The following is a 26,262-nucleotide window of genomic DNA, read 5'->3' on the forward strand; positions in this document are numbered from 1 at the left end:
GTTGTTGTCACCTCTCGATCCGTTGTCACCTCTCGATCCGCTGTCACCTCTCGACCTGCTGGCACCTCTCCACCTGCTGTCACCTCTCCACCGGACTGCCCTCGTGCGCGAGCAGCCAGCGCTTCACCGGCAAACCCCAGCGGAAGCCGCCGAGCCCCCCGTCGGTACGCAACACCCGGTGACACGGTACGAAGAGCGCGGCGGCGTTGCGGGCACAGGCCATCGCGGCGGCCCGGACGGCTCGGGGCCGGCCGGAGAGCTCGGCGAACTCGGTGTAGGTGACCGGCTCGCCGGGCTTGACCCGGCGCAACGTCTCCCAGGCGTGTGCCAGGAACTCCCCGCCGGTGTGCTGCGCCACCGGTACGGTGTCGATCGCGGTCAGGTCACCATCCAGATAGGACCGAACGGCGGCGGTGACCGGGCCGAGTTCCGGCCGCTCCCGCAGCTCCCGGCGCAGCCGTGGGTGCACCAGTCCCAGCAGTGTGCCGGGGTCGGTGCCGAAGCCGGCGGCGTGTACCACCCCGTCCGGGTCGGCGAGCACGGTAAGTGCACCGGCCGGCGTCTCGATCCGACTGCTGTACATGCTGTCGAGCATCTCGTTCATCCCGCTCTCCATAGTCTGATCACCGCGTACGAGCGCCAGGGCCGCCAGCGGCCGGCGTACGCGTCGAGGTTCTTCGGGTCGTCGGGGAGGCCGAGCGCGGTGGCGCCGCGGCGTACCCCGAGGTCGGTGGGAAGGAAGACGTCGGGGTCGCCGATCGCCCGCATCGCGACGTAGCCGGCGGTCCAGGCGCCGATGCCGGGCAGCGCGGTGAGCCGCTCGACCAGCTCGGCCCGGTCCGCACCGGGGTCCAGGTCCAGCTCGCCGGCCGCGACCGCCTCGGCCAGTGTCCGGATGGTCGCCCGGCGGGCGGCCGGCATGCCGAACGCCGAGTCCGGCAGCGCCAGCACCTCCTCAGCGCCCGGGAACGCCCGCAGCCCATCGGGCCCGCCCGGATCCGCGTCGCCGGGGTCGATGAGCTCGCTGGGATCAGTGCGGTCGGTGGGACCGGTCGAGGTGGCGGCGAGCCGGGCCAGCACGGTCCGGGCCCCGGCGACCGAGACCTGCTGGCCGACGATCGCCCGGACGGCCATCTCGAAACCGTCCACCGACCGGGGTACCCGGATGCCCGGCTCCTTCGCCACCGCCTCGGCGAAGGCCGGATCGGCGCCGAGCAGGGCGTCCACCGCCTCCGGGTCGGCGTCCAGGTCGAAGAGCCGGCGGCAGCGGGCCACCGCCGGGGCCAGGTCGCGGACGTCGGCGAGCCGGAGGGTGGCGGCGACGTACCCGGGCAGCGGGGTCAGGCTGATCTCGGCCGGCCCGTTCGGCAGCCGCAGGCCCCGGCGGTATGTGCCGCCGTCCACCTGCTCGATCCCGGGCACCGCGCGCAGGGCGAGGAAGTCGAGCAGCGCGTCGGCGTGCAGCGGCGCCCGGTAGGCGAGTCGCAGTGAGATGGTCCCCGGCCTGCCGTTCGGCTCGGCGGCTCCGGGGGGTCCGTCCCGGGCCACCCGGTCGGGGAAGCTGCCCCGGGCCGTCCGGGTGCCGCTGCGGGCTGCGTCGGTGGCGGCGGCGCGGCGGGCGGCGTCGCGCAGTTGGGACGGCGCGACCGCGTACACCTCGCGGATCGTGTCGTTGAACTGCCGCACGCTGCCGAAGCCGGCGGCGAAGGCGATCTCGGCCAGCCCGAGACCGGTCGTCTCGATCAGGATCCGGGCGGTCTGCGCGCGCTGGGCCCGGGCCAGGGCCAGCGGCCCGGCGCCCACCTCGGCGACGAGCATCCGGTTGAGGTGCCGTTCGGTGTAGCCGAGCCGGCCGGCCAGCCCCGGCACCCCGTCCCGGTCCACCACCCCGTCGGCGATCATCCGCATCGCCCGGCCGACGACGTCGGCCCGGACGTTCCACTCCGGCGAGCCGGGGGCCGCGTCGGGCCGGCACCGCCGGCAGGCGCGCAACCCGGCCCGCTGGGCGGCGGCGGCCGAGGGGAAGAAGCGGACGTTGTGCCGCTTCGGGGTCGTCGCCGGACAGGACGGCCGGCAGTAGATGCCGGTGGTGGTGACACCGGTGTAGAACCAGCCGTCGAACCGCTGGTCCCGGCTGTCGACCGCCCGGTAGCACCGTTCGAAGTCCACTTCCATGCCTTCGATGATGCCGCGTGTCCGGCGCGTTGACTCGCGGAAATCGGACCTGGCCGTGTGTGACCCGGCAGGGTTCGCCCGTCGGGTCGGTGCCCGGGGCACGTCCGTAGACTTCATCCCGGGCCGGGCCGGTGGCGTACACCAGGTCGCGGGAGGCTACGAGAGAGGCAGTCGCGTTCGCATGACTTCACTGACCATCGGCATCGTCGGCCTGCCCAACGTCGGCAAGAGCACCCTGTTCAACGCGCTGACCAAGAACGACGTACTCGCCGCGAACTACCCGTTCGCCACAATCGAGCCGAACGTCGGGGTGGTCGGGCTGCCGGACGGGCGGCTGGAGAAGCTCGCCGAGATCCACGGCTCGCAGAAGATCATCCCCGCGCCGGTCTCCTTCGTCGACATCGCCGGCCTGGTCCGGGGCGCCTCGAAGGGGCAGGGCCGCGGCAACGCCTTCCTGGCCAACATCCGGGACGCCGCCGCGATCTGCCAGGTCGTCCGGGTCTTCTCCGACCCGAACGTGGTGCACGTCGACGGGAAGGTCTCGCCCGGCGACGACATCGAGACGATCAACACCGAGCTGATCCTGGCCGACCTGCAGACGATCGAGAAGGCCCTGCCCCGGCTGGAGAAGGAGGCGAGGGTCCGCAAGGACCGGGCCGCCGCCGTCACCGCCGCGAAGAAGGCGGCCGAGCTGCTCGACACCGGGGTCACGCTCTACGCGGGCGCGGCCAACGCCGGGATCGAGGTCGCCGAGCTGCGCGAGCTGCACCTGCTGACCACCAAGCCCTTCCTGTACGTCTTCAACGTCGACGAGGCGGAACTGAACAACGCCGACCTGCTCGACGAGCTGCGGGCCCTCGTCGCCCCGGCCGAGGCGATCTTCATGGACGCCAAGGTCGAGTCGGAGCTGACCGACCTGCCCCCGGACGAGGCGCGGGAACTGCTGGAGTCGATCGGGCAGTCCGAGCCCGGTCTCGACCAGCTCATCCGGGTCGGCTTCCGCACCCTGGGTCTGCAGACCTACCTGACCGCCGGGCCGAAGGAGGCCCGGGCCTGGACCGTGCCGATCGGGGCGACCGCGCCGGAGGCCGCCGGGGTGATCCACTCCGACTTCCAGCGCGGCTTCATCAAGGCCGAGATCGTCTCGTACGACGACCTGGTCGCCGCCGGCTCGATGGCCGCCGCCAAGGCCGCCGGCCGGGTCCGGATCGAGGGCAAGGACTACGTCATGCAGGACGGCGACGTGGTGGAGTTCAGGTTCAACGTCTAGTTTCGATCGAACGTCTGCCTGGGTCGACTTCGCTTTCCAGAGACCAGAGGCCGTACACGCCCGGACGAACAAACCTCGCCTGAACTGGGTTCTTTCCGGATTGCGGGTGGTCTCGGTGGGCGAGGAAGAAGGACTTCCGACATCGACGACATGGTCAAGCTCTGCGGCGATCGTGTTCGGGTTGTGGCGGTGTGAGTCCCTGCTGCGGCGTCGCTGGCCGAGCACCGCGTCATCGGTCTGGATCGGTCCTCCTCTCATACCTGTCGTAGTCGGATGCATCGACAAGCTGCCGGATGAAGGTTTCGAAATCGGGAGCCAGGACAGTGATCCGATAGTTCCACTCCTGGTCCACGTGCACGACGACTGGCTCGCCTCGCGAGCGGTAGTCGAGGGCGATCATGTCGTGGCCCGCGGACGGGCAATCGGCGATGTAGACACCGATGTCGGGGTAGCCCCACTCCTCGACCCAGAAGGCGCTTCCGCCCGCGCCACAGAGACTGAACCCACGATCTCGGCCGATGGCGGCCAGGGACACCACACGTACGTGATCGTCGGCCCAGGTGGTTGGGTGCGGAGCCGGGTGGGCGGCGTGGGCGAGCCATCCGCCGTTGTGCTGACGCGCGAGGCCGACGTAGGCAGCGGGTAACTGCCTGCCGAGCTCCGCCTCGACGGATCGCAGAACTTCGTCTGTCAGCGGGGCGTCGAAGGCTTCGCCGGGTGCGAAGACTGTCGAGGCGTCGAGCATGGTCCGACCCTAGGTGCCGCTGGCTCAGCGCTTGCGGCCAGGCACCAGCCGGTCCAGTTCGAGCCATATCGGGAAAGGTGCGGGACTGCGGAGTTCATGACGGTGGATTCCGGTGGGCGCGTACGACCGGGTGGGGCCGTCGAGTTCGTAGGAGTGCACGACTGGCAGGTCGTCTTCGTCTTCGACGCGCCAGTAGTGTGCGATACCGGCTTCCGCGTACTTCCGTAGCTTGACCGTCCGATCACGGTGCGCCGATTCCGGCGAGACCACCTCGACGACCAGGAGAACGTCCTCCGGGACGTAGCAGGTGCGGTCGGGCTCGTACGGCGCCGTAGTGGCGAGAAGGTCGGGCTCGGGACGGTTCCATTCGTCGAGACGAATCGTCATCTCCCGCTCCACCTCGATGCCCTCCGGCGCCTGCTGGGTGAGAGAGACCGCCAACGCGGTGACGACCCGGCCGTGCCACGACCGTTGCGGGGACATCATGAAGACAAGCGCTCCATCGATGAGTTCGGTATGACGCGGTGCCTCGGGTAGTCGGTCGAGGTCGTCGGCCCGCCACCCCTCAGGGCGGGGCGGGCGCATCCATGCGGGCACCGCGGTCACTTCGTCACCGTAACACTCGGTCATGAGCCCCGGATCGATCCGGGCCGGCCACGGTGTTGTCGGGGCCAGCCCGGTTCGCACCGGACGGGGGCTCAGCGTTTGATCGCGAACGTCGACTTCGCCAGCTGGTACGCCGGCAGCATCTCCTCGTACTCCTCGGTGTCCGTACCGCCCAGCGTCAGCAGGAAGGTGCCCATCCGGGTGCCCACCACCAGTGCCCGGCCCCGGGTGGGCTCGCCGGTCAGCTCGCTCTCCTTCAGGAACGTCGCCTCGATCGCCGAGATCGGGCCGGCCTTCGTCTCCCGGTACTGCACATCGGTGAGTTTTCCATATTCGTCCAGGAACTGCTCAAGTCCCTTGCGGGCACCGATCACCGCCCCCCGGTCGACCATCCAGACCCGGAGGAACCCGATGTTGCCGGCCGGCTTCGCGTCGATCTCACACCACATGTTGGCGCCGCCCAGCTCCGCCAGCTCGGCGAACTCGGGATCCACCTCGACCGGCTTCGCCTTCCACCTGGCCGGCATCTCGAAGCTGATCCGCAGGCGGATCTGTTTTACCTGGACCGACGGCGGTGTCGAGGGCGTCGAGATCGTGGACTATCACTGAGGAGGTGAGTGAGGTGGACAAGATGCCCCCGGTGCACCCGGGCGAGGTGCTGATGGAGGAGTTCATCGAGCCGCTCGGCGTCACCCAGCACAGGGTCGCCGTCGCCATCGGCGTACCGCCCCGGCGGATCAACGAGATCGTGCACGGCAAGCGCCGCATCACGGCTGACACCGCCCTGCGGCTGGCCCGCTACTTCGGGACGTCCGACCTCTTCTGGATCAACTTGCAGAACCGGTTCGACCTGGAGATCGAACGCGACGCGCTCGGCCACGTACTCGAGAAGATCCAGCCGCTACGGGCGGCCTAACCGTGCGGCCGGTAGAGGTCTCCGGCGTTCGGTGAGCAGACCCGGGTTTGTCGACTCGTCTGGCGACCGGTACCTCTCAGGAGATGTAGTGCAGGATCACGTTGTGCACGTGGTGGCTCTTCTGGTCGCCCCGGAACTCCACCTCGTAGGTGTGCGTGCCGACGTTGATCGCGATCGCGCCGGTGGAGAAGAACGCGCCGCCCCAGGACTTGTTGCTGACCACGCTGACACTGGTGATCTTCGAGTACGGGATGCTGGTGATCGCGAACTTCTTGCCGACGAACGACTTGTCCTGGATGATCACGCGTCGGTCGGTCAGCCCGATGAACCCGGTGCCGGTGCCGATGGCGTCGTAGACGGCGATGACCTGTTCCCCGTCGAGGAGGCCGCTCTCGATCTGCTTGAGCTGTTCCCGACGGTCATAGCTGACGTTGGCCATGATCCGAGGGTAGGAGGACCGCGCCAGCGCCGCGCGTCGGCGTCGCCGGCAGTGCCCGTGGCCGTGCTCAGTTCGGTGCGGTCACCGCACGGTAGACGTCCTCGATGCGGGCAGCCAGGGTGACCTCACCGTCGGTGATCTCGCTGTCGTCGCGAGGGCCGATCCTGATCTGGGTGTGCCCGTCCAGGCGGCGGATCTCCGGGCGGAGATGCAGCGCGTCCGCGATGATCTTTATCCGCTCGGTGAGTGCCGCGTGCTGGGTGTCGTCGAGGATGAGGGTCCTCTTGATCTGCTGTCCCTCGCGGGTCCAGCCGCCCAGTAGGGTGAGTGCGTCGCTCAGGTAGTCGCGGTCCATCCGGCCACCCCAGAGAGCACGCATCGCCAAACCTCCCAGGCGTCGTTGCCGGCTTGTGGCCAAATCGTCGCCATCCCGTGTCTCGGTCGGTGCTCCCTAGTCTGTCTCTGGCCGGCTGGTGTGTCCACGTCCACCCTTCCGTCTTCTGTTGACCGGTGGGCCCGGCGCAGCTACCCGAATTCCCGATTGATCTGGCACGCTGGACGCCCGTGCGGACCGATTGGGCGAGCGGTAACGACCGGGACGGGTCGACAGGCGGACATTCCGGGCGCGGACGGCGGGAGCCGAAGGTGGTCGTCGGGGCGGCCATCGTGGCCGCCGGACGGGTGCTCGGGTGTGCGCGATCTCACCCTCCGGAGGTGGCCGGCCGGTGGGAGTTCCCGGGCGGCAAGGTCGAGCCGGGGGAGACCGAGGTCGCCGCGCTGGTCCGGGAGTGCGCCGAGGAACTGGGCGTACGGATCGAGGTCGGTGAGCGGATCGGCCGGGACGTCCGGATGGGCGGACACGGTCGCTCGGTGCTCCGGGTCTACCTGGCCGTACTCGTCGACGGGGACCAGCCGGAGCCGTTGGAGCACTCCGAGATCCGCTGGCTGCGCCCGGATGAGCTGGACAGCGTGCCGTGGCTGCCGGCGGACGTACCCATAGTGGCGGCCCTGCGCCCGGTGCTGGCCGCCGCCACCTGAACGACCGGGCAGGATTGCGAGATCACGCCTGAACCGGCCGTGGGCCGGGACCGCCGGACGGCGGTCCCGGCCCACGGCACGGAACGCGACGGAACAGAACCGAACCGGTCAGTCCTCCGGGCGGTCCTTGGCCGGCGGCTGGTCCGGGTGGCTGTAGTTCAGCCCCTCGGCCGGCAGCGGGAAGGCCACGTCGTCGCCGAACGGCGAGGGTGCGGCCGCCTTGTCGAAGGTGAACTCGCTGATCGCCAGCCGCCCCCGGGAGTCGACCGGCGGAGCGGTCGGGTGCGGGACCTGCCGGCCCCAGTGCACGCCGCGCTCCGCGCCGGCCTCGGGTCCGTGGGACCCGCCGACGTGCGCGTGCACCGTGCCGAGCTCGTCCGGGTCGCGCGGCGTCTGGGCCTGCGCGGACTCGTTCTGCTTGCCACGACGGAAAATCTTGCTACCGAGCCACACAACCGGATCGTACCGCCGGTCGACGACGCGTTCCTTCATTGGAATGATCGCGTTGTCAGTGATCTTGATGTGCTCGGGGCAGACCTCGGTGCAGCACTTGGTGATGTTGCAGTAGCCGAGTCCCTGCGACGCCTGGGCGTACTCCTTGCGGTCCGTCTTGGCGTCCAGCGGGTGCATGTCCAGCTCGGCGGCGCGGATGAAGTAGCGCGGCCCGGAGAAGGCGACCTTGTTCTCCTCGTGGTCGCGGACCACGTGGCAGGTGTTCTGGCACAGGAAGCACTCGATGCACTTGCGGAACTCCTGCGACCGCTCGACGTCCACCTGCTGCATTCGGTACTCGCCCGGTGCCAGGTCGGCCGGCGGCGCGAACGCCGGGGTCTCCCGGGCCTTCTCGTAGTTGTACGAGACGTCGGTGACCAGGTCCCGGATGATCGGGAAGGTACGCAGCGGGGTGATGGTGACCGTCTCGGTCTCCTCGAACGTCGACATCCGGGTCATGCAGCCCAACCGGGGCATGCCGTTGATCTCCATCGAGCAGGAGCCGCACTTGCCGGCCTTGCAGTTCCACCGGCAGGCCAGGTCCGGCGCCTCGGTCGCCTGCAACCGGTGGATGACGTCGAGGACCACCTCGCCCTCGTTGACCTGCACCTGGTAGTCGGTCAGCTCGCCGCCGGCCTCGTCGCCGCGCCACACCTTGAAGTGGCGGGTGCCGCCGGCCTTGCCGGTGCCGCCCGGCGCGTTCTCTGTCGCCATTACTTGGCCGCCTCCTCAGCGTGCGCCTCTGCGGTGAGGGCGTCGAAGTCCGCCAGTTCCTCGTCGGTCAGGTACTTGGCCAGCTCGCCCCGGTCGAAGAGCTGGATCAGCTCGGCCCGGATCTTCGGCAGCGGCTTGTGCTCCAGGCGTACCTTGTCGCCGTCGAGCGAGCAGACCAGGTTGACCGCGCGCCACTTCGGCGCCATCGTCGGGAAGTCCTCCCGGGTATGCCCGCCCCGGGACTCCTCGCGCTCCAGCGCCGCCCGGGCCGTGCACTCCGAGACCACCAGCATGTTGCGCAGGTCCAGCGCCAAGTGCCAGCCCGGGTTGTAGCGCCGGCCGCCGGCCACCGCCACCCGGGTCACCCGGTCACGCAGGTCGGCGAGCTTGACCAGCGACTCCTCCAGCTCACCCTTGCGCCGGATGATGCCGACCAGGTCGCCCATCACCGCCTGGAGGTCCTGCTGCAACGTGTACGGGTTCTCCCCGCCGTCCCGCTCCAGCGGGGCCAGCGCCCGGTCCACCGCCGCCTCGACGTCGCCGGCCGCGACCTTCGGCCGGGCGGACAACCCCCCGGCGTACGTCGCCGCGTGCTCACCGGCCCGCTTGCCGAAGACCAGCAGGTCCGACAGCGAGTTGCCGCCGAGCCGGTTCGACCCGTGCATGCCGCCGGAGACCTCACCGGCGGCGAAGAGCCCCTGCACGTGCCCGGCCGCCGCACCGCTGTCCGGGTCGACCTCGACGCCACCCATCACGTAGTGGCAGGTCGGGCCGACCTCCATCGGCTCGGCGGTGATGTCGACGTCGGCCAGCTCCTTGAACTGGTGGTACATCGAGGGCAGCCGGCGACGGATCTCCTCGGCCGGCAGCCGGCTGGCGATGTCCAGGTAGACGCCGCCGGCCGGAGTACCCCGGCCCGCCTTGACCTCGGCGTTGATCGCCCGCGCCACCTCGTCCCGGGGCAGCAGCTCCGGCGGGCGCCGGTTGTTGTCCGGGTCGGTGTACCAGCGGTCCGCCTCCTCCTCGGTCTCCGCGTACTGCTTGCGGAAGACGTCGGGGACGTAGTCGAACATGAACCGCTTGCCCTCGGAGTTCTTCAGCACCCCGCCGTCGCCCCGGACCGATTCGGTGACCAGGATGCCCTTCACCGACGGCGGCCAGACCATGCCGGTCGGGTGGAACTGGAGGAACTCCATGTTGATCAGCGTGGCGCCGGACCGCAGCGCCAGCGCGTGCCCGTCCCCGGTGTACTCCCAGGAGTTCGAGGTGACCTTGTACGACCGGCCGACCCCGCCGGTCGCCAGCACCACGGCCGGGGCCTCGAAGAGGACGAACTCGCCGGACTCCCGGTAGTAGCCGAACGCCCCGGCCACCCGGTCCCCGTCGAGCAGCAGCTCGGTGATGGTGGTCTCGGCGAAGACCTTGATCCGGGCGTCGTAGTCGCCGTGCGTCTTCTTGTCCTCCTGCTGCAACGAGACGATCTTCTGTTGCAGGGTGCGGATCAGCTCCAGCCCGGTCCGGTCGCCGACGTGCGCCAGTCGGGGGTACTCGTGGCCGCCGAAGTTGCGCTGGGAGATCTTCCCGTCCGTGGTCCGGTCGAAGAGCGCGCCGTACGTCTCCAGCTCCCAGATCCGGGCCGGCGACTCCTTGGCGTGCAGCTCGGCCATCCGGAAGTTGTTCAGGAACTTGCCGCCCCGCATGGTGTCCCGGAAGTGCACCTGCCAGTTGTCCCGGCTGTTCACGTTCCCCATCGCGGCGGCGGCGCCGCCCTCGGCCATCACCGTGTGCGCCTTGCCGAACAGCGACTTCGAGATGATCGCGGTCCGCTTGCCGGCGAGCCGGGCCTCGATCGCCGCCCGCAGGCCGGCGCCGCCGGCGCCGATGACGACGACGTCGTAGTGGTGTCGTTCGATTCGGGTAGTCATGTCAGAGGCCCTTTAGTTGATGAACCGCAGGTCGTCGAACCAGTTGGCGGAGAGCGCCATGACGTAGAAGTCGGTGAACGCCAGGGTGCCCAGCGTGATCCAGGCGAGCTGCATGTGCCGGACGTTGAGCTTGGAGACGAACGTCCAGAACCGGTACCGGACCGGGTGCTGGGAGAAGTGCTTCAACCGGCCGCCCGCGATGTGCCGGCAGGAGTGGCAGGAGAGCGTGTACGCCCAGAGCATCACCACGTTGCCGAGCAGGATCAGGTTGCCGAGACCGAAGCCGAAGCCCTTGGGGCTGTGGAAGGCGAGGACCGCGTCCCAGCTGTTGATCAGCGAGATGACCACGGCGGCGTAGAAGGTGTACCGGTGCAGGTTCTGCCCGAGCAGCGGGAAACGGGTCTCGCCGGTGTAGGTCTTGTGCCCGTCCGGCACCGCGCAGGCCGGCGGCGAAAGCCAGAACGACCGGTAGTACGCCTTGCGGTAGTAGTAGCAGGTGAGCCGGAACAGCAGCAGGAACGGCAGGGTCAGCGCCGCGTCCGGGATGATCCACCAGCCGGGCAGTACCCGGCCGAAGTGGGCCGCCTCGGGAATGCAGGCCTCCGTCACGCACGGCGAATAGAACGGTGTCAGGTAGTGGTAGTCCGCCACCCAGTAGAAGTCGTGCATGAACACCCGCACCGTCGCGTACGTGACCCAGGCGCCGAGCCCGATCACGGTGATCAGCGGTGCGAACCACCAGCGGTCGGTACGCAGGGTTTTTGCCGCGATGGCCGCGCGCTGGCGCACGCTCCCCGGCAGTCCGGCCGGAGGTGGGGCCGTCCTCGTAGTCATCTATGTCTCCCTGACGGGGCCCGGTCGCTTCGACGGGCACGGATGGTGTTCCGGCGGGGCGCGCGGGACAGGGGAGGACCCGTAGCCGCGCTACCTGCGTCCGCGTCGGTGCACACGTTACGCCGCACGTTGACAGGCACATGCGCAAGGGAGTCTCGCGGGTTTCCCGCCGATTACGAAAGTCCTGCTGCCGGATCCGGACGGGGTTGTGCAGAACTTCACTCGACAGGCGTGGCTACAGATCCGGTGCGGCAAGTCTGCGGGCGGCTGCCGCGCACTCCTGCGGCCCGCGTTGCAGGCGGTCCACCAGCGGTCGGCCGGCGGCGTCGCGCGGAGCCAGGAAGAACGCCGGATCGCCGTGCGTGACCTGCCGGTCGAGCGCGTCGGCGTAACTGGTCCGGGCGTCGACCAGGCGCTGCCAGGACTCGCCGCGTCCGGGCCGCCCGCGGTCGCCGGAGTCGTCGTCCGGGTCACCGTAGTCCGGGTCACCGTCGTCCTGGTCGTCCTCACGGTCGCCGCCCCACCAGCCGCGTAGCCGCTCGACTTCGGACAGGAACGGTCGTACGGCGGCGTTCTCGTCCCGGATCGCCGCCGCCCGCTCACCAGGGCTGCCGGTGGCGCCCGGCGGAGTCAACCGGTTGAGCCGCCGCTCCAGGTCGCGGCAGGCGGAGTCGGCGCGGGTCTGCGCCGTCCGGTCCCGGTCGGCCTCCCGGGCGAACCGGCCCAGCCCGGCGGCGAACGCACCGAGGCAGCCGCAGACCAGTAACACCAGGACGGCCGCGCCGGCGATTCCGGCGATCGTCAGCCGGCGCCGCCGCCGGGCGGCGGGGTCCGGCACGGCACGCTGCCCGGCGGGGTCCGGCACGGCACGCTGCCCGGCCGGGTCGGGCCGGCTCTGCTGCCCGGCCGGTCGGTCGGAGCCGGCCGGCGCGTCCGCGGGTACGTCGGCCGTCCGGGCGGCGCTGCCCGGCTCGTCGGCGGCGTGGGTGCTCGACTCGTCCGTCACGCACCCAGTGAAGCACCGGAACGCGATCCGGGCATCCCCGGCGGGGCACCGTGCCGGCCTTGGGTTGGGCGTGCCGGTCCTCGGTTAGGCGTGCCGGCCTTCGGTTGGGCGTGCCGGTCAGCCGGAGGCGCCGCCGGTGAAGTTCCAGGAGGCGAGCCGAAGCGGCGGTGCCGACCACCACGCGTTGCTGAAGGTCTGCGACTGCAACGAGGCGTACCGGCCGATCCCGAGTACGGCTCCGGGGGCGAGCGCCTGCGGGTAGGACTGGGTGAACCGGAAGTTCTGCACCGCGGCGGTCACCTCACCGTCCTCGACCAGCCACACCCCGTTGCGGGTGAGCCCGGTGACGACCAGGCTCTTCGGCTCGAGGACCCGGGTGTACCAGAAGTCGGTGACCAGCAGCCCGCGCCGGACCTGTGTGACAAGCGCGGCGGTGTCAGTGTCCACCACCGGCCCGGAGACCTCGGCCGGTCCGGAGACCTCGCCCGGGGTGGCCGCGCCCTCCGTCGTCGGGGCCGGCACGAGCCCGAGGTGCAGCGGGATGGCGCCCATGGCGGCGCCGCCCGGCACGGCGTGCCCGGTCGAGCCGCTGCCCGCCTCGGCGGCGGTACGCCGGTCGTGCGAGACCGTCCGGGTGACGCCCTGCTCGACAAGCGCGACCGGGGTCCGGCCGGTGCCCTCGGCGTCGAACGGCAGGGCCGGGCTGGCCAGCGCGTCGTCCAGCAGGGTCACCGACCGGTCGAACTGTTCCGCACCGGGCACCGCGAACGAGCGCTGCTCGTTGTACGCCTTGCCGTTGAAGCCGTACATCGCGAGGTTCTGCAACAAGTCGACGACGGCGCTCGGCTCCAGCACCACCTCGTAGCGCCCCGGGGGAAGTTCGACCGGGGCGACTCCGGCCCGCGCCTTCACCGACGCCCGTGCCCCGAGTACGCCGCCGTGCAGGTCGGCGAGGCGGACCGAGCCCACCCGGGCCACCCCGTCGGCACCGCCGCACCGGGCGATCCCGTCCATCATCGCCTCGGTGTGCCGCCCGGTGGCCGAGTGCCCGGCCGTGTTGGCGAACGCCCCCTCCCGCCGCCCGGTACGGCAGTAGCCGGCCGCCTCCAGCCCGCCGACCGCGTCGACGAAGTCGCGTACCCGCTCGGCCCGCTGCTCCGGCCCGGCGGTCGCGGTCGCCTCGTCCCAGTTGCCGCTGCCGTCCACCGCACCCGGCGGGACCAGCCCCGGCCAGCCCGGGTCGGGCGGGCAGTGCCGGACCGCCGCGACGGTACGTTCGACCAGGCCGCGTACGCCCTCGTCACCGACCACCGTGGACACGGCGGTGGCGGTACGCCCGTCCAGGTGCAGCCGCAGTCGCACAGTGGTGGCGACGTCGGCCAGGTTCTGGTGGATGAAGGAGTTGGCGAACCGGGTCAGCGCCAGTTCGGCGTGCTCGACACCGACCTCCGCCTCGGCGCCCGGCCCGGCCACCTGGCGGACCAGCTCGACGACCCGGCCGGCGAGGTCCAGTGGGGATGTCATCCGCGTACTCCGATCCGGACGTTCGTGAACCGGGCGGGTGCGGCGGGATGGCCGGTGTGCCCGACCTGGCCCGGCTGCCCCTTGCCGCAGTTCGGGGTGCCCCAGGCGACCGTCTCCGAGGAGAGCATGTCCATCGACCGCCAGAACTGCGGTCCGATCCCGGTGTATGTCGGGTTGCGCAGCATCCGGCCCCGCCGACCGTTCTTGACCTCCCAGCCGACCTCGCAGCCGAACTGGAAGTTGAGCCGCTTGTCGTCGATCGACCAGGAGCGGTTGAGGTCCATCAGCACACCGTCGTCGGTGGCCGCGATTATCTCGTCCAGGGTGTGCGGTCCCGGTTCCAGCCCGACGTTCGTCATCCGCACCATCGGCAGCCGGGCCCAGCCGTCGGACCGGACACTGCCGGCGTAGTCGAGGCCGGCGATGGCCGCCGAGTCCCGCCCGGCGAGCGTGCCGACCCAGCGGCCCTCCCGGACCGCGTCCCGCTTGGCCGCCGGGGTCCCCTCGTCGTCGAAGCCGAAGCTGCCGAGCGCGCCGGGGATCGTCGGGTCGATCGTGACGTTCATCAGCTCGGAGCCGTACCGCAGCGCGCCGAGCTGGTCCAGGTCGAGCCAGGAGGTACCGGCGAACGCCGCCTCCCAGCCGAGGATCCGGTCGAGCTCGATGGCGTGCCCGACCGACTCGTGGATCTGCAACGCCATCTGCTCGCCGCCGAGGATCAGGGTGGTCTCGCCGGCCGGGCAGAGCGGCGCGGTGACGAGTTCCCGGGCCTCCTCGGCGATCCGGGCGGCGTGCGCGGCAAGGTCGAGCGAGTCGACAAGCTCCCAGCCCTGGGTGCCGTACTGCCCCCGGTAGCTGGGGTAGGAGCGACGCTGGGTCTCGCCGTCGCCGATCACCGTCGCCGAGATCCCGGCCCCGGACTCCCGGATGTGCTGGTCGATCCGGTGCCCCTCGCTGGAGACGAACCACTTGCGGGTGTCCCAGATCTGGTAGAGCCCCTCGGCCAGGTCGGCGCCGTGTTCCCGGGACGTGCCGGTGGCGCGTACCAGCAGGTCGCCCTTGTCCGACAGCGGCACCGCGAGCGGGTCGACCGCGCACGGCGAGGCCCACGACCCCGTGCTGGCCGGCGCCGCCAGCAGGTTGCTGCCGGGACCGGGGACCCGGCCACTCGCGGCGGCGATCCGCGCGGCCCGCTCACCCGCCGCCCGAGCCGCCGACTCGGCCAGATCGGGTACGGCGTAGAAGCCCCAGCCCGAGCCAACGAGTGCGCGTACCCCGATCCCGGCACTCTCGACCTGGGTGACGGACTCGATCTCGCCGTTGCGCGCGGACATCGACTCGTACCGCTGGTGCATCACCCGCGCGTCGGCGTACCGGGCTCCCGCGTCGAGGGCGGCCCGCACCGCCGCCGTCGCCACGTCGAACTCGGCCATCGGCATCTCCTCGTCGTGCTCGCCCGTCGTGGTGAGCCACCGTCCGGTTCGGCCGGACGGCGGATCATGGGACGACCCTATGCGAGGAGCGGGTGTCAGCGCCCGGGGAGTAACTCCGCCGGTCGGATTTCCGCCACAACCGGCTCGGCGAGCCGCAGCGAGTCACCCGGCTCGGCCACCGCGTGCTCGACGTAATGGGAGCCGTCGAGACGGTGCAGCCGCAGGGTGCCGGTCTCCTGTTCGACGAGCAGATACCAGGGGATCCGGGCGGTGGCGTAGTAGTGCATCTTCAGCACCTTGTCGGTGGCCGCGTTGCCGGGCGAGATGATCTCGCAGACCAGCCGGACCGCCGTACCGTCGACGACCGGATCATCGAAATCGATCTCGCCGACGACCACCAGGTCCGGGATCGGGATCCGGCCCGATCGCAACCGGACGTTCACCGCCTCCAGCACGTGCAGCCCGACGGCCTCGGCGCCGGGTTCCAGCGCGTTGCCGAGCTGACGCCAGATGTGCTGGTGGCGCGGGGTGGGGGCAGGTGTCACGTGGAGGCTCCCGTCGAAGAGTTCGACGCGATCCCGGGTCTCGCCCAGGGCGAGGTACTCCGCTTCGGTCCACGGCCCGCCGTGCTCGAACACCGCTGCGGTCATGGTCCCCTCCGGTCCGTCGTCGTGATCTCGCTGGTCCGCCTCCGGTACGGCTCCAGTCTGCCGCACACCCAGTGGCTTCGTCGGCGGCGGCGAGATGGTACCGCGTGGTACAGTGCGGTGCATGACGAGGATCACGCTGCGGGAGTTCCGCGATGGCGCGGGTCGAGTGCTGGACGGAGTCGAGCGCACCGGCGAGCCAGTCATCATCACCAAGTACGAACGGCCCGTGGCCGTCCTGGTCGGCATCGACGAGTGGGAAGAGATCGAGGCGTTCCGAGACCGTCGGGACGCTGCGGTGATCGCCCGTTCCCGCGCCGAGGGGCAGTTCGTGCCGCTGTCAGCGGCGCTGGAGTCGCTCGGGGTCGATCCACGCGAGGTGGAGGCGCTGCTGGCCGACCGGGCCGGCGGCGAGGCGGCGTGAAGGTCCAGATCGACCGGGACGTGCTGGTCTGGCTGCACAGGCAGCCCCGGAACGTCTTCCTGACCGTCCTGAGCGCGATCCTCGGCCTGGTCTCCGACCCTGTCCCACAGAACTCGACCGAGATGCGCGACGGATCCGGGCGTCGATTGCGCGTCGGGGACTACCGGGTCCTCTACCGCCTCGACGGCGACGAGTTGACCATCCACGCCGTCGGGCACCGCAAGGACGTCTACTCATGAACCACCCTGGTCCCACGCCTTGTCCGACCGCAACGGGCTTGACGGTCAAGGGTCGCCGATCGGGCGGTCGTACGACGGCGGTGGTGGCCTTGACCCTGAAGGCTCGGCCCTGTGCCCTGCCGGCGCCGAGCCGTTTCCGGTCGGCTCGCTGACGCCCACCGGTGGTGGTCCCCGACGGGGCGCGCCGTACGGCATACCGTGCTCGAACACCGCCGCAATCATGGTCCTCCGGTCGCGGCGTCTCGATCACGGTGTCTCGACGCGCAGCAACTCGCCTTGAGCTGTTCGACCCGCCTCAATTGCCGGTTTGGTTGCGAGTCGCGAGCATCCCGGATCGTTTCTTGGATTGACGGTGGGTGCCGGGGTGTGGCGGCTGGGTTGGTGTTGCCCGGTTTGTGGTCACCAGTTGTAACCACTCTTTACAGCTGATCTCCAGGGTCTATAGAGTCTGCGCGCTGTCACGTCTTGACCACGGGGGGTTGTCGGTGGTTGTCGGTCGTGTGTGGACGTTGCCGCGTCCTTGGTGGGTGCGTGATGGGTGGCGGGCTCGGCTCGCGGTGGCGGTCGTGGTGGTTGTCGGTGCCGCTCTGGTGCCTGTTGTGGCTGGTGAGCGGCCGGTGTCGGCGCGGGTGGGCTGTGTGGGGGAGGCTGCGTCGGAGGGGCAGGCGGTGGCGGCTGCGCAGGTGTGTGATGGGCCGGTGGTGGTGGGGTCGTCGCGGTCGGAGTTCGGGCGGGTGGTGGCGCAGCCGGGTGGGGGTTTGACGTTCGAGTCCGGGGTGGTGCCGTTGTGGGCGCGTCGGGCGGACGGTACGTGGGCGGATGTGGATCTGCGTCTTTCCCGGGGTGGGGATGGTCGGTTGCGGCCGGCGGTCTCGGTCGCGGACGTGGTGTTCTCCAGCGGTGGCAGTGGTCCGTTGGTGTCGCTGACCCGGGAGGGGCGCACGTTCACCGTGGGTTGGCCCGCGTCTCTGCCGGCGCCTTCGGTGTCGGGTGACACTGCCGTCTATGCCGAGGTGTTGCCGGGTGTGGATTTGACGGTGCGGGCGATTCGGACGGGGTTTTCGCATCTGTTGGTGGTGAAGACGCCGCAGGCGGCGGCGAGTCCGGCGGTGCGGCAGATCCGTTTTGATCTGGGCGGTGATGTTCGGGCGGTGGGTTTGCCGGATGGGTCGTTGAGGGCCCAGGTGGATGCTCGGGTGGTGGCGTCTGCGGAGCCTGCGGTGATGTGGAACTCGGCCGGTCAGGCACCACCTGCGGGGCGTGGTTCGGCTGCGGTGGGGGAGTCGACGGCCGAGGGTCCGGCTGGTGGGGCGCAGTCGGCGCCGGTGGGTACGGCGGTGACGGCTGATGGTGATCTGGTGCTGACGCCGGATGCGGGGATGTTGTCGGGTGGGCCGGAGGTGTTTCCGGTGTTCATCGATCCGGAGTGGTCGGTGCGGCAGAACCGGTGGGCGTATGCGAGTGATGACGGGTGTACGAACACTGATTACACGCGGGCGCGGATGGGTTACAGCCCGGAGATCGCCTTCGAGGGCCGGCTCACCCCGGCCAACAACTGACCACCTCAACAACCAAGATCAGCCGTTAACTTGACACTCCCGCGATTGCGGGCCTGGTCAGGCGTTGGGGCTTAGGTCCGGTGTCCGGTTGTAACGGTCCATCGTGGCCTTGTCGGTCGAGGCGTCCTGGAAGACCATCGCCCACGGACCGGTGTTGACGTCCATGTCCTTGCCGAAGCCGACCCACTTGCCGGTCATCCGTCGACCGGTCGGGTCGACCAGCAGTTGGATCGCCCCGTGGTACCGGCCGCCACGGTAGTAGCCGCTCGGGTCGGTCTGCTCGGTCCAGGTGCCGGTGACGACGTTGCCGTCGATGCTCAGGTCGATGCTGAGCGAACCTGCCGCGGTGTTCGGCAGGCTGCGTACCGTCAGCCGGTCGCCGTGCTGCAACATGACCACGTAGTGTCGGCCGACGAACGCCTCGTCCCGGCCGCTGGAGAAGTACTCGTACCGGCTGAGCCAGATGCCCGAGTAGTTGCGGTGCGGGCTGATCTGCGCTGCCGCTGCGCCGGCAGGAGTTACCGGAGCACTGGTCGGCGGTACGAGATCGTGTCCGCCCTGACCGTCAGGCGAGACGCTGGCATACGCAGCGTCGGCGAAACCCAGCGACTCTATGGGTAACCCGGTCACCACCTCAAGGGCGCGCGCGTAGACGGGGCGGGGAGTGCCGATGACGCCCGACTCCCATCGCTGTACGAGCCGCTTGTTGGCGTCGTTCGGCTGACCGGCCCGGCGGCCGGCGTCCTGGATAGCGCGGGCGAAGTCGTCCTGGCTCATCCGCATCCCCAGGCGGACCGCCCGAAGGGCAGTGTTCGGCGCGCTCATGACGACACGGTAGCGCCTATGTCGCCGGAATGTCGCCCCAATGCCGACACTTCGCCGCCGCCTCTGTCGCCGCGTGGCGTGCTCGCCTGACGACATGCTGTGGCGAAGCGATCTGGTCTAGACGTGAGGAGCTGCGATGTTGACGAGGACGAGTGGGTGGATCTGGTTGCGGCAGCGGCGGGTGCGTGACTTCCGGTGGGACGGTCGCCGGTGGGTACGGTGCCGGGGCCGAAGCGGTGAGCGCGAAGCTTCCGCACATCCCCGCGCCGGAGATCCCCGAGCTGCCGGCGGGAACCCTGCTCCGGCTCCGATCCGGGGACTGGTACCACATCCACGACCTGCCCTGCACCGCGTACTGCGACATGACGGTGGCCAAGGTCCATGCCGGGGTGACGCGGGAGGATCTCGGTCATCTCTGGGTGTGGGTCACCGGGCACGACCATCCGACCTGCTCGTGGGCGTCGGTGGAGCCGCACCCGCCCTGCATCGAACTGATGGTCCGGCTCGACGTGCTGCGCCGGGTCGCTGGCCCGGTCGTGCCGGACGCCGACGGTGCCGAGGCGACCGGCGGGGTCGACAGGGACGGACCGGAGCGATTTGAATAGGGCGGTACGCCGGTCCACCGGCCGGGGGAGCGCGGCGAGCCGGAAAGATCGGCACCTGTAGGTTATTTTCACCCTCTGAACTCTGCTGTAGGTTACCTCCACGCTCCCCGAGGTCGGCTGCGTCGACGCGGACCGGCCGGGCGGGCGGCGGAACGGCTGGCCGGGCAGGAAGAGGAGGGGCGCTGGTGGAAGCACCGGAATCGGCAGCGTCACCTGAGCCCTCGACGGACGGGACCGGGACCGGGACCGACGAGGCGTACCTGCGGGTGCGGGATCTGCGGGTGCGGTTCCGTACCGAGGACGGCGTGGTCCGCGCCGTCGACGGGCTCTCCTTCGCCGTCGAGCGCGGGCGCACCCTCGGCATCGTCGGCGAGTCCGGCTCCGGCAAGAGCGTGACGAGCCTCGCCGTGCTCGGCCTGCACGACCCGAGGCGTACGGAGATCAGTGGCGAGATCCTGGTCGGTGGGCGGAACGTCGTCGGGCTGCCCGACGCCGAGTGCCGCAGACTGCGCGGCCGGGACATGGCGATGGTCTTCCAGGATCCGCTCTCGTCCCTGCATCCGTACTATCCGGTCGGGCGGCAGATCGCCGAGGCGTACCGGGTGCACCATCCCCGGGCGGGGCGGCGGGCGGCCCGGCAGCGCGCGGTCGAGATGCTCGATCGGGTCGGCATCCCGCAGCCGGCCCGCCGGGCGGAGCAGTACCCGCACGAGTTCTCCGGCGGGATGCGCCAGCGTGTGATGATCGCGATGGCGCTGGTCAACGACCCGGACCTGCTGGTCGCCGACGAGCCGACCACCGCGCTCGACGTGACGGTGCAGGCGCAGATCCTCGACCTGCTCGCCGACCTCCAGGCCGAGTTCAACTCGGCGATCGTGCTGATCACGCATGACCTCGGGGTGGTCAGCCAGGTCGCCGACGACGTACTCGTGATGTACGCCGGGCGGGCCGTCGAGCACGGCAGCGTCGAGCAGGTGTTGCGCCGGCCGCAGCACCCGTACACCTGGGGGTTGCTCTCCAGCGTGCCGTCGTTGCACGGTGACGCGGACGCGGACCTGGTGCCGATCCGGGGCAACCCGCCGAGCCTGATCAACCTGCCGCCCGGCTGCGCTTTCCACCCCCGCTGCCGCTTCGCCGACCGCACCGAGGGGCGGGCGTCGACCGAGGTGCCGGAGCTGCTGCCGGTGGCCGAGGCCGGTCACCTGGTCGCCTGCCACCTGGCCGAGGTCGACCGGCGGCGGTACTACGCCGAGGAGATCGCCCAGGTGGGGGTGGCGAGATGATCGTGCAGCAGCGGGCGGCGGAGGCCAGGCAGCCGGACGGCGGCGGCGCGGGTGAGCCGCTGCTGGCGGTGAGCGGGCTGACCAAGCACTTCCCGGTCCGCTCCGGGCTGCGTCGGCACGGCCTGGTCCGCGCGGTCGACGGGCTGGACTTCGAGGTACGGGCCGGCCAGACCCTCGGCCTGGTCGGCGAGTCCGGCTGCGGCAAGACCACCACCGGCCGGCTGCTGGTGCGTCTCCTTGAGCCGACCGCCGGCCGGATCGTCTTCGAGGGGCGGGACATCACGCACGCCTCCCGGGGCGAGCTGCGCCCGCTCCGCCAGGACCTTCAGATCATCTTCCAGGATCCGTACGCGTCGCTGAACCCCCGGCACACCGTGGGGCGGATCGTGGCGATGCCGTTGCAGGTGAACGGGATCGTCCCGCCAGGCGGGGTGAAGCAGCGGGTCCGGGAACTGCTCGAACTGGTCGGGTTGAACCCGGAGCACTACAACCGTTATCCGCACGAGTTCTCCGGCGGGCAGCGGCAGCGGATCGGGATCGCCCGTGCGCTGGCGTTGCGGCCGAAGCTGATCGTCGCCGACGAGCCGGTCTCCGCGTTGGACGTCTCGATCCAGGCGCAGGTGGTGAACCTGCTTCGCGACCTGCAACGGGAGTTGGGGCTCGCCTTCGTCTTCATCGCGCACGACCTGGCGGTGGTCCGGCACTTCTGCCAGCGGATCGCGGTGATGTACCTGGGGAAGATCGTGGAGATCGGGGAGCGGTCGGAGATCTACGAGCGGCCGCGCCATCCGTACACCCGGGCGCTGCTCTCGGCCGTACCGGATGTCACGAAGCTGGGGCCGGCGGGGCGGATCCGGCTGGCCGGGGACGTGCCGACGCCGTTGGACCCGCCGTCCGGCTGCCGGTTCCGGACCCGCTGCTGGAAGGCGCGGGAGATCTGCGCGACCGAGGAGCCGCCGCTCGCCGAATACCCGGACGGCGCCGGCAGCGCCGCCGGCAGCAGCAGTGGCGTCGGCAGCACGGCCGGCACCGGGGCGGTCGCCTGCCACTTCCCGGAGGAGGGTGACCTGCCATGAGCGAGCAGCAGGTGACGGCGCAGGCCGGGGCGATCATCGCGGACGTGCCGGACGTGCCGGACCCGGACGCCCCTGCCGTACCCGATCCCGGCTCGGACGGGTTCGTCGGGCGGTCGCCGGGGCAGCTCGCCTGGCGGCGGTTGCGCCGGGACAGGGTCGCCCTGGTCAGCGGTGCCGTACTCGTCTTCTTCGTCCTGCTGGCGGCGGCTGCCCCGCTGGTGGCCCGGCTCTACGGCAAGGGCCCGCAGGAGCGTTTCCCGGAGCGGCTGGACCGCAACGGCTTCCCGCTCGGCTACGCCGGGGTCTCCGGCGAGCACTGGTTCGGCATCCAGCCGGGGATCGGCCGGGACATCTTCATCCAGGTGGTCTACGGGCTGCGTACCTCGCTGATGATCGCCTTCACCGCCGCCGTACTGACGATCGCGCTCGGCGTGGTGATCGGCATCGTCGCCGGGTACGTCGGCGGCTGGGTGGACGCCGTGATCACCTGGGTGATCGACCTGGCCCTCGCCTTCCCGTTCTACATCTTCTGCTTCGCCTTCGTGCCGCTGGCGGTGAACCAGTTCTACGGCCCGCGCGACGAGGTGGCCTCCTGGTTCCGGCCGGCCCTACTGGTGCTGATCTTCGTACTCTTCAACTGGACGATCTCCGCCCGGCTGGTCCGGGGACAGGTGCTCTCACTGCGCGAGCGGGAGTTCGTCGAGGCGGCCCGCGCCTCCGGGGCGGGACTCGGGCACATCCTGTTCCGCCAACTGCTGCCGAACCTCTGGGCGCCGATCCTGGTGACCTTCTCGCTGAACGTACCCGCGCTGATCACGGCGGAGGCGGCGCTGTCCTTTCTCGGCATCGGGGTGCTGGAGCCGACCCCCGACCTGGGCCGGCTGATCAACGACAGCGTGCGCTACATCCGGGACGTACCGAGCTTCACGATCGTGGGCGGAACCACGCTGTTCCTGCTGGTGCTGGCGTTCAACCTCTTCGGCGACTCGCTGCGCGACGCGCTCGACCCGAAGTCGAGCAGGTAGTCGGGAGGCGTCGTCCGTGCTGCGGTTCGTGGTCAAGAAGGTACTGCTGGCGCTGAGCACCCTGCTCGCGGTCAGCGTGGTCACCTTCGGGATGTTCTTCGCGGTGCCCAACAACCCGGCCGAGTTGATGTGCGGGGACAGCAAGAACGTGTGCAGTCCGGAGCGGATCGAGATGATCGAGCGCCGGATGGGGTTGGACAAGCCGATCCCGGTGCAGTACGCCGAGTTCATGCGGGGCATCTTCGCCGGCCGTACGATCGGCGCCGGTGAGACGGCCCGGGACTGTCCCGCCCCCTGTCTCGGCTTCTCGTTCCGCAACGACGAGCCGGTGACCGGGATCGTCGGGCGTACCCTGCCGGTGACCCTGAGCATCGTCTTCGGCGCGGCAGTCGTCTGGCTGCTGCTCGGCATCTCGATCGGGATGGTCTCGGCGCTGCGCCGGGGGAGCGCCTTCGACAAGCTCGCGGTCGGCACCTCGCTGGTCGGGGCCTCGATGCCGATCCTGCTCTTCGGACCGCTGCTGCTGATCGGCCTGGTCTACGAGACCGGACTGCTCGGCTATCCCCGCTACACCCCGCTGACCGAGAACCCGGTGGCCTGGGCGAGCGCGATGCTGCTGCCCTGGTTCGCGCTCGGCTTCCTCAACTCGGCGACCTACGCCCGGCTGTCCCGGGCGCAGATGCTGGAGACCCTTTCCGAGGACTTCGTCCGGACCGCGCGGGCCAAGGGACTGTCCAAAATCACCGTGTACGGTCGGCACGCGCTGCGCGCCGCGATCACCCCGATCATCACCATCGCCGGGCTGGACCTCGGCGCCTACCTCGGCGGCACGGTGATCACCGAGACGGTCTTCGGGTTCACCGGGCTCGGCCGGACGGCGCTGAACGCGGCACTCAACCTGGACATGCCGATCGTGATGGCGACCGTACTGCTCGCCGCCGTCTTCGTGGTCGCCGCCAACGTCCTGGTCGACGTGCTGTACGCGGTGGTCGACCCACGGGTCCGGCTCGGATGACCGGCGAACGGCTTCCGCGCAGCACCAACCGTTGTCCCATCGTCAACGAGACCAGGAGGAATTCATAATGCGACCCAGGCTCGCGGTGGCCGCGACGAGCGCCGCGCTCATGATCGCGGCCAGTGCGCTGGCCGCCTGCTCGGAGAACACCGGGGAGAACGGTGACTCCGACGACGGCGGCGGCAAGCAGTTCAGCAGCTCGATCGCGACCGACCCGAAGGACTCCCAGGGGCCGGCTGCCGAGGTGCCCGGTGCGAAGCCCGGCGGCACGCTGAAGCTGATCCAGGAGGCCGACTTCGAGCACCTCGATCCGCAGCGCACGTACACGTTCCAGGGCATGTCGATCCAGCAGATGTTCCTACGCACGCTCACCGTCTTCAAGGAGGACGGCAAGGGGAACGTGCTGCTCGTCGGCGACCTCGCCACCGATGCCGGCAAGGACGTCAACAAAGACTGCAAGACCTGGGAGTACACCCTCAAGGAGGGGGTGAAGTTCGAGGACGGTACGCCGATCACGGCGGCCGACGTGTCCTACGGGATCGCCCGCTCCTACGAGGAGAGCATCGACGGCGGGCCGACGTACATCCAGGAGTGGCTGGCGGACAGCCCGACATACAACGCGAACTACAAGGGGCCGTACACCTCGGGTGTCGAGGCCGTGCCGGGGCTTAACGTGCGCGGCGACCGTACCCTGACCTTCGAGTTCGCCAAGCCGCACTGCGACCTGCCGTACGCGCTCTCGCTGCCGACCTCGGTGCCGGTGCCGAGGGCCAAGGACACCCGGACCGAGTACGACCGGCGGGTGGTCTCGTCCGGACCATACAAAATCAAGGAGTACGTCAAGGACACCCGGTTCGTGCTGGAGCGCAACCCGAACTGGGACCCGAAGACGGACCCGCTACGGCACGCCTACCCGGACGCCATCGAGGTCGAGATCGGCCCCAACGACACCGCCGCCACCGAGCGGGCGCTGGCCGGCCAGGGTGCCGACCAGTTCGCGGTGGCCTGGGACGAGGTCCCGCAGGCCCTGGTCAACCAGGTGCTCGGGGACTCCTCGCTCGGTGAGCGGGTGGTGCGCAAGACCGCTCCGTCGGTCTGGTACCTGAGCATCAACAACGACCGGATCAAGGACGTCAAGGTCCGCCAGGCCATCGCGTACGCCATCGACAGGCAGGGCATCCTCGCCACCCAGGGCGGCGACGCGGCCGGCAAGCTGACCCACACCCTGCTGGCCGACACCACGATCGGCCGGACGGAGTACCCGAACCCGTACGACGGCGGGCCGACCGGCAACCCGGAGAAGGCCAAGGAGCTGCTCGGCGGGCAGAAGCCGAAGCTGGTCTTCATGTCCCGGGCCACCGCCTTCGGGCAGCAGACCGCGCCGATCGTGGAGCAGAGCCTGGAGCGGGCCGGCTTCGACGTGACAGTGCAGTACGTCGAGGACCACAACCCGACCGCCCGGACCCGGGGCAACCCGTACGACATCTACCTGTCGAACTGGGCGGCGGACTGGCCGAGCGCGGTCTCGACGATCCCGGTGCTCTGGGACGGCCGCAAGCTCGGGCCGCAGGGCAACTCCAACGTGTCGTACTTCAACGCCGACGACGTGAACGCCGAGATCGACCGGGTGAGCAACCTACCGGCCGGCGAGGCGGGTCCGGAGTGGGCCAAGATCGATCAGATGATCATGGAGAAGTACGTCCCGGTCGTGCCGATCTACCAGGACAACACCTTCCTGGTCACCGGCGCGAAGGTCGGCGGGTTGATCGTCTCGGAGCAGTTCGGCACCCCGGTCTTCTACAACAGCCACATCAAGCCTTAGCCGGGTCCGTGCGGGGTCCTCTCCGGTCGGTTCGGTCCGCACCGGAGGGGACCCCGGCGCCATCGGAGCGTCGCGAGTTCGGCGCCACCGGACCGTCATGAGTCCGGCGCGCCGGTCAGCGCCAGCCGTACCCGGTGCGCAGCGCCCGGCCGACCCGGTCGAAGCGGGCCCGGTCGAGCACCGCGCCCTCCCGGCGGATGCTGTCCTCGCGCATGGTGAGGACCCGGTCGAGCCGGATCCAGCTCGGCCGGTTGTCCCGGTCCCACTCGCCGGGGCCGAGCGCCAGCCAGTGCCGCTGGCCGTCCCGATCGCTCTGGCTGGAGAGCATCAGCCCGAACAGGGTCCGGCTGACCCGCCCGACGACGAGTACCGGCCGGTCCTTGCCCTGACGCGGATCGTCCTCGTACGGCACCCAGGTCCAGACGATCTCGCCCGGGTCGGCCTGCCCGTCCAGCTCGGGGGCGTAGCTCAGCGCCCGGCGCTGCAACGCGGAGACCTGCCGGCGCCGTGCGGGCTGGGCCGGAATGGCCCCGGCACTGCCCGTGGGGGTGCGCCGGGCAATCCGGTTGACGGTCGCGGTCACGCCCTTCCAGAGATTCGCCACGGCGGAACCCTACTCCCCGGC

28 protein-coding genes are annotated in these 26,262 nt (G+C 70.3%); 12 read left to right on the forward strand and 16 right to left on the reverse strand.

Annotated elements, in window-relative coordinates; translation table 11 throughout:
* Positions 1 to 79: 79 nt before the first annotated feature.
* Positions 80 to 604 carry a methylated-DNA--[protein]-cysteine S-methyltransferase gene (locus tag O7626_RS01275; protein ID WP_278058394.1) on the reverse strand — a complete coding sequence of 175 codons (525 nt, stop codon included), beginning with the start codon at positions 602 to 604 and terminating at the stop codon, positions 80 to 82.
* On the reverse strand, positions 601 to 2,175 hold the full coding sequence (locus tag O7626_RS01280; protein ID WP_278058396.1) for a DNA-3-methyladenine glycosylase 2: 1,575 nt from the start codon (positions 2,173 to 2,175) through the stop codon (positions 601 to 603). Before O7626_RS01280 ends, O7626_RS01275 begins: the two co-directional genes overlap by 4 nt.
* Before the next feature lie 181 nt (positions 2,176 to 2,356).
* Here O7626_RS01280 and ychF point away from each other — a divergent pair, with 181 nt between their 5' ends.
* Positions 2,357 to 3,445, forward strand: coding sequence for a redox-regulated ATPase YchF (ychF, locus tag O7626_RS01285; protein ID WP_278058398.1), 1,089 nt, complete (start codon positions 2,357 to 2,359; stop codon positions 3,443 to 3,445).
* 229 nt (positions 3,446 to 3,674) lie between these two features.
* Here the strand turns inward: ychF and O7626_RS01290 are convergent, their stop codons facing one another.
* The 3 genes from O7626_RS01290 to O7626_RS01300 all read right to left on the reverse strand — a co-directional run bounded on the left by O7626_RS01290 (position 3,675) and on the right by O7626_RS01300 (position 5,389).
* Positions 3,675 to 4,190, reverse strand: a complete 516-nt coding sequence (locus tag O7626_RS01290) for an SMI1/KNR4 family protein (RefSeq protein WP_278058401.1) — start codon at positions 4,188 to 4,190, stop codon at positions 3,675 to 3,677.
* A gap of 24 nt (positions 4,191 to 4,214) precedes the next feature.
* Positions 4,215 to 4,796, reverse strand: a complete 582-nt coding sequence (locus O7626_RS01295) for a Uma2 family endonuclease (RefSeq protein WP_278058402.1) — start codon at positions 4,794 to 4,796, stop codon at positions 4,215 to 4,217.
* A 92-nt stretch (positions 4,797 to 4,888) separates the two neighbouring features.
* Positions 4,889 to 5,389, reverse strand: a complete 501-nt coding sequence (locus O7626_RS01300) for a lipoprotein (protein WP_347404845.1) — start codon at positions 5,387 to 5,389, stop codon at positions 4,889 to 4,891.
* 20 nt (positions 5,390 to 5,409) lie between these two features.
* On the opposite strand from O7626_RS01300, the gene O7626_RS01305 reads away from it, so the two are divergent.
* Positions 5,410 to 5,712, forward strand: coding sequence for a HigA family addiction module antitoxin (locus O7626_RS01305; protein WP_278058406.1), 303 nt, complete (start codon positions 5,410 to 5,412; stop codon positions 5,710 to 5,712).
* 76 nt (positions 5,713 to 5,788) lie between these two features.
* On the opposite strand, the gene O7626_RS01310 is transcribed toward O7626_RS01305, so the two are convergent.
* Both O7626_RS01310 and O7626_RS01315 read right to left on the reverse strand, forming a co-directional pair.
* Complete coding sequence (locus O7626_RS01310) at positions 5,789 to 6,151, reverse strand: PH domain-containing protein (RefSeq protein WP_278058408.1); 363 nt, start codon at positions 6,149 to 6,151, stop codon at positions 5,789 to 5,791.
* 67 nt (positions 6,152 to 6,218) lie between these two features.
* Complete coding sequence (locus tag O7626_RS01315; RefSeq protein WP_278058410.1) at positions 6,219 to 6,530, reverse strand: 4a-hydroxytetrahydrobiopterin dehydratase; 312 nt, start codon at positions 6,528 to 6,530, stop codon at positions 6,219 to 6,221.
* A gap of 266 nt (positions 6,531 to 6,796) precedes the next feature.
* Between O7626_RS01315 and O7626_RS01320 the strand changes: the two genes are divergently transcribed.
* The gene (locus tag O7626_RS01320; RefSeq protein WP_278058412.1) at positions 6,797 to 7,189 is read left to right on the forward strand and encodes a (deoxy)nucleoside triphosphate pyrophosphohydrolase; all 393 of its coding nucleotides are present in this window, start codon (positions 6,797 to 6,799) and stop codon (positions 7,187 to 7,189) included.
* 108 nt (positions 7,190 to 7,297) lie between these two features.
* On the opposite strand, the gene O7626_RS01325 is transcribed toward O7626_RS01320, so the two are convergent.
* The 7 genes from O7626_RS01325 to O7626_RS01355 all read right to left on the reverse strand — a co-directional run bounded on the left by O7626_RS01325 (position 7,298) and on the right by O7626_RS01355 (position 15,767).
* Complete coding sequence (locus O7626_RS01325) at positions 7,298 to 8,395, reverse strand: succinate dehydrogenase/fumarate reductase iron-sulfur subunit (protein ID WP_278058414.1); 1,098 nt, start codon at positions 8,393 to 8,395, stop codon at positions 7,298 to 7,300.
* Positions 8,395 to 10,320: a fumarate reductase/succinate dehydrogenase flavoprotein subunit gene (locus O7626_RS01330; protein ID WP_278058417.1), complete on the reverse strand. Its 1,926-nt coding sequence runs from the start codon at positions 10,318 to 10,320 to the stop codon at positions 8,395 to 8,397. Before O7626_RS01330 ends, O7626_RS01325 begins: the two co-directional genes overlap by 1 nt.
* 12 nt (positions 10,321 to 10,332) lie before the next feature.
* Positions 10,333 to 11,154 (reverse strand): hypothetical protein, encoded by an 822-nt coding sequence (locus O7626_RS01335; protein ID WP_278058419.1) that lies wholly within the window; start codon positions 11,152 to 11,154, stop codon positions 10,333 to 10,335.
* A gap of 235 nt (positions 11,155 to 11,389) precedes the next feature.
* Complete coding sequence (locus O7626_RS01340; protein WP_278058421.1) at positions 11,390 to 12,160, reverse strand: hypothetical protein; 771 nt, start codon at positions 12,158 to 12,160, stop codon at positions 11,390 to 11,392.
* Between the two features lie 117 nt (positions 12,161 to 12,277).
* The gene (locus O7626_RS01345; RefSeq protein WP_278058449.1) at positions 12,278 to 13,684 is read right to left on the reverse strand and encodes a metallopeptidase TldD-related protein; all 1,407 of its coding nucleotides are present in this window, start codon (positions 13,682 to 13,684) and stop codon (positions 12,278 to 12,280) included.
* Positions 13,681 to 15,117: a TldD/PmbA family protein gene (locus O7626_RS01350; protein WP_278058451.1), complete on the reverse strand. Its 1,437-nt coding sequence runs from the start codon at positions 15,115 to 15,117 to the stop codon at positions 13,681 to 13,683. The genes O7626_RS01345 and O7626_RS01350 overlap by 4 nt, the downstream gene beginning before the upstream one ends.
* A 95-nt stretch (positions 15,118 to 15,212) precedes the next feature.
* Positions 15,213 to 15,767 carry a Uma2 family endonuclease gene (locus tag O7626_RS01355; RefSeq protein ID WP_278058453.1) on the reverse strand — a complete coding sequence of 185 codons (555 nt, stop codon included), beginning with the start codon at positions 15,765 to 15,767 and terminating at the stop codon, positions 15,213 to 15,215.
* Between the two features lie 121 nt (positions 15,768 to 15,888).
* Here O7626_RS01355 and O7626_RS01360 point away from each other — a divergent pair, with 121 nt between their 5' ends.
* The 3 genes from O7626_RS01360 to O7626_RS01370 all read left to right on the forward strand — a co-directional run bounded on the left by O7626_RS01360 (position 15,889) and on the right by O7626_RS01370 (position 17,986).
* A complete protein-coding gene (locus O7626_RS01360; protein WP_278058455.1) occupies positions 15,889 to 16,188 on the forward strand; it encodes a type II toxin-antitoxin system Phd/YefM family antitoxin in 300 nt (99 codons plus the stop codon).
* Positions 16,185 to 16,427 carry a type II toxin-antitoxin system RelE/ParE family toxin gene (locus tag O7626_RS01365; protein ID WP_278058457.1) on the forward strand — a complete coding sequence of 81 codons (243 nt, stop codon included), beginning with the start codon at positions 16,185 to 16,187 and terminating at the stop codon, positions 16,425 to 16,427. Before O7626_RS01360 ends, O7626_RS01365 begins: the two co-directional genes overlap by 4 nt.
* 557 nt (positions 16,428 to 16,984) lie before the next feature.
* Positions 16,985 to 17,986, forward strand: a complete 1,002-nt coding sequence (locus O7626_RS01370; RefSeq protein ID WP_278058459.1) for a hypothetical protein — start codon at positions 16,985 to 16,987, stop codon at positions 17,984 to 17,986.
* A gap of 57 nt (positions 17,987 to 18,043) precedes the next feature.
* Here the strand turns inward: O7626_RS01370 and O7626_RS01375 are convergent, their stop codons facing one another.
* A complete protein-coding gene (locus O7626_RS01375; RefSeq protein WP_278058461.1) occupies positions 18,044 to 18,811 on the reverse strand; it encodes an XRE family transcriptional regulator in 768 nt (255 codons plus the stop codon).
* A gap of 236 nt (positions 18,812 to 19,047) precedes the next feature.
* Here O7626_RS01375 and O7626_RS01380 point away from each other — a divergent pair, with 236 nt between their 5' ends.
* From O7626_RS01380 to O7626_RS01405, 6 genes are all read left to right on the forward strand, one after another.
* Positions 19,048 to 19,416: a hypothetical protein gene (locus tag O7626_RS01380; RefSeq protein WP_278058462.1), complete on the forward strand. Its 369-nt coding sequence runs from the start codon at positions 19,048 to 19,050 to the stop codon at positions 19,414 to 19,416.
* 260 nt (positions 19,417 to 19,676) lie between these two features.
* Positions 19,677 to 20,699 carry an ABC transporter ATP-binding protein gene (locus O7626_RS01385; RefSeq protein WP_278066014.1) on the forward strand — a complete coding sequence of 341 codons (1,023 nt, stop codon included), beginning with the start codon at positions 19,677 to 19,679 and terminating at the stop codon, positions 20,697 to 20,699.
* The gene (locus tag O7626_RS01390) at positions 20,696 to 21,775 is read left to right on the forward strand and encodes a dipeptide ABC transporter ATP-binding protein (RefSeq protein ID WP_278058464.1); all 1,080 of its coding nucleotides are present in this window, start codon (positions 20,696 to 20,698) and stop codon (positions 21,773 to 21,775) included. Before O7626_RS01385 ends, O7626_RS01390 begins: the two co-directional genes overlap by 4 nt.
* Complete coding sequence (locus O7626_RS01395) at positions 21,772 to 22,800, forward strand: ABC transporter permease (protein WP_278058466.1); 1,029 nt, start codon at positions 21,772 to 21,774, stop codon at positions 22,798 to 22,800. Before O7626_RS01390 ends, O7626_RS01395 begins: the two co-directional genes overlap by 4 nt.
* Before the next feature lie 16 nt (positions 22,801 to 22,816).
* On the forward strand, positions 22,817 to 23,815 hold the full coding sequence (locus tag O7626_RS01400; protein WP_278058468.1) for an ABC transporter permease: 999 nt from the start codon (positions 22,817 to 22,819) through the stop codon (positions 23,813 to 23,815).
* A 67-nt stretch (positions 23,816 to 23,882) separates the two neighbouring features.
* Positions 23,883 to 25,637, forward strand: coding sequence for an ABC transporter substrate-binding protein (locus O7626_RS01405; protein ID WP_278058470.1), 1,755 nt, complete (start codon positions 23,883 to 23,885; stop codon positions 25,635 to 25,637).
* Positions 25,638 to 25,752: 115 nt separating this feature from the next.
* On the opposite strand, the gene O7626_RS01410 is transcribed toward O7626_RS01405, so the two are convergent.
* On the reverse strand, positions 25,753 to 26,241 hold the full coding sequence (locus tag O7626_RS01410) for a type II toxin-antitoxin system PemK/MazF family toxin (RefSeq protein WP_278058472.1): 489 nt from the start codon (positions 26,239 to 26,241) through the stop codon (positions 25,753 to 25,755).
* Between the last annotated feature and the right edge of the window lie 21 nt (positions 26,242 to 26,262).

The sequence above is a fragment of the Micromonospora sp. WMMD1102 genome, assembly GCF_029626265.1.
Taxonomy (GTDB): Bacteria; Actinomycetota; Actinomycetes; order Mycobacteriales; family Micromonosporaceae; genus Plantactinospora.

Bases quoted from the DNA above. Each gene is read 5' to 3' on its own strand.
- O7626_RS01330 (WP_278058417.1), bottom strand. From the start codon at position 10,320: ATGACTACCCGAATCGAACGACACCACTACGACGTCGTCGTCATCGGC.
- O7626_RS01395 (WP_278058466.1), top strand. From the start codon at position 21,772: ATGAGCGAGCAGCAGGTGACGGCGCAGGCCGGGGCGATCATCGCGGAC.
- O7626_RS01350 (WP_278058451.1), bottom strand. From the start codon at position 15,117: ATGGCCGAGTTCGACGTGGCGACGGCGGCGGTGCGGGCCGCCCTCGAC.
- O7626_RS01375 (WP_278058461.1), bottom strand. From the start codon at position 18,811: ATGAGCGCGCCGAACACTGCCCTTCGGGCGGTCCGCCTGGGGATGCGG.
- O7626_RS01335 (WP_278058419.1), bottom strand. From the start codon at position 11,154: ATGACTACGAGGACGGCCCCACCTCCGGCCGGACTGCCGGGGAGCGTG.
- O7626_RS01360 (WP_278058455.1), top strand. From the start codon at position 15,889: ATGACGAGGATCACGCTGCGGGAGTTCCGCGATGGCGCGGGTCGAGTG.
- O7626_RS01355 (WP_278058453.1), bottom strand. From the start codon at position 15,767: ATGACCGCAGCGGTGTTCGAGCACGGCGGGCCGTGGACCGAAGCGGAG.
- O7626_RS01345 (WP_278058449.1), bottom strand. From the start codon at position 13,684: ATGACATCCCCACTGGACCTCGCCGGCCGGGTCGTCGAGCTGGTCCGC.
- O7626_RS01290 (WP_278058401.1), bottom strand. From the start codon at position 4,190: ATGCTCGACGCCTCGACAGTCTTCGCACCCGGCGAAGCCTTCGACGCC.
- O7626_RS01405 (WP_278058470.1), top strand. From the start codon at position 23,883: ATGCGACCCAGGCTCGCGGTGGCCGCGACGAGCGCCGCGCTCATGATC.
- O7626_RS01280 (WP_278058396.1), bottom strand. From the start codon at position 2,175: ATGGAAGTGGACTTCGAACGGTGCTACCGGGCGGTCGACAGCCGGGAC.
- O7626_RS01325 (WP_278058414.1), bottom strand. From the start codon at position 8,395: ATGGCGACAGAGAACGCGCCGGGCGGCACCGGCAAGGCCGGCGGCACC.
- O7626_RS01275 (WP_278058394.1), bottom strand. From the start codon at position 604: ATGAACGAGATGCTCGACAGCATGTACAGCAGTCGGATCGAGACGCCG.
- O7626_RS01390 (WP_278058464.1), top strand. From the start codon at position 20,696: ATGATCGTGCAGCAGCGGGCGGCGGAGGCCAGGCAGCCGGACGGCGGC.
- O7626_RS01310 (WP_278058408.1), bottom strand. From the start codon at position 6,151: ATGGCCAACGTCAGCTATGACCGTCGGGAACAGCTCAAGCAGATCGAG.
- O7626_RS01315 (WP_278058410.1), bottom strand. From the start codon at position 6,530: ATGCGTGCTCTCTGGGGTGGCCGGATGGACCGCGACTACCTGAGCGAC.
- ychF (WP_278058398.1), top strand. From the start codon at position 2,357: ATGACTTCACTGACCATCGGCATCGTCGGCCTGCCCAACGTCGGCAAG.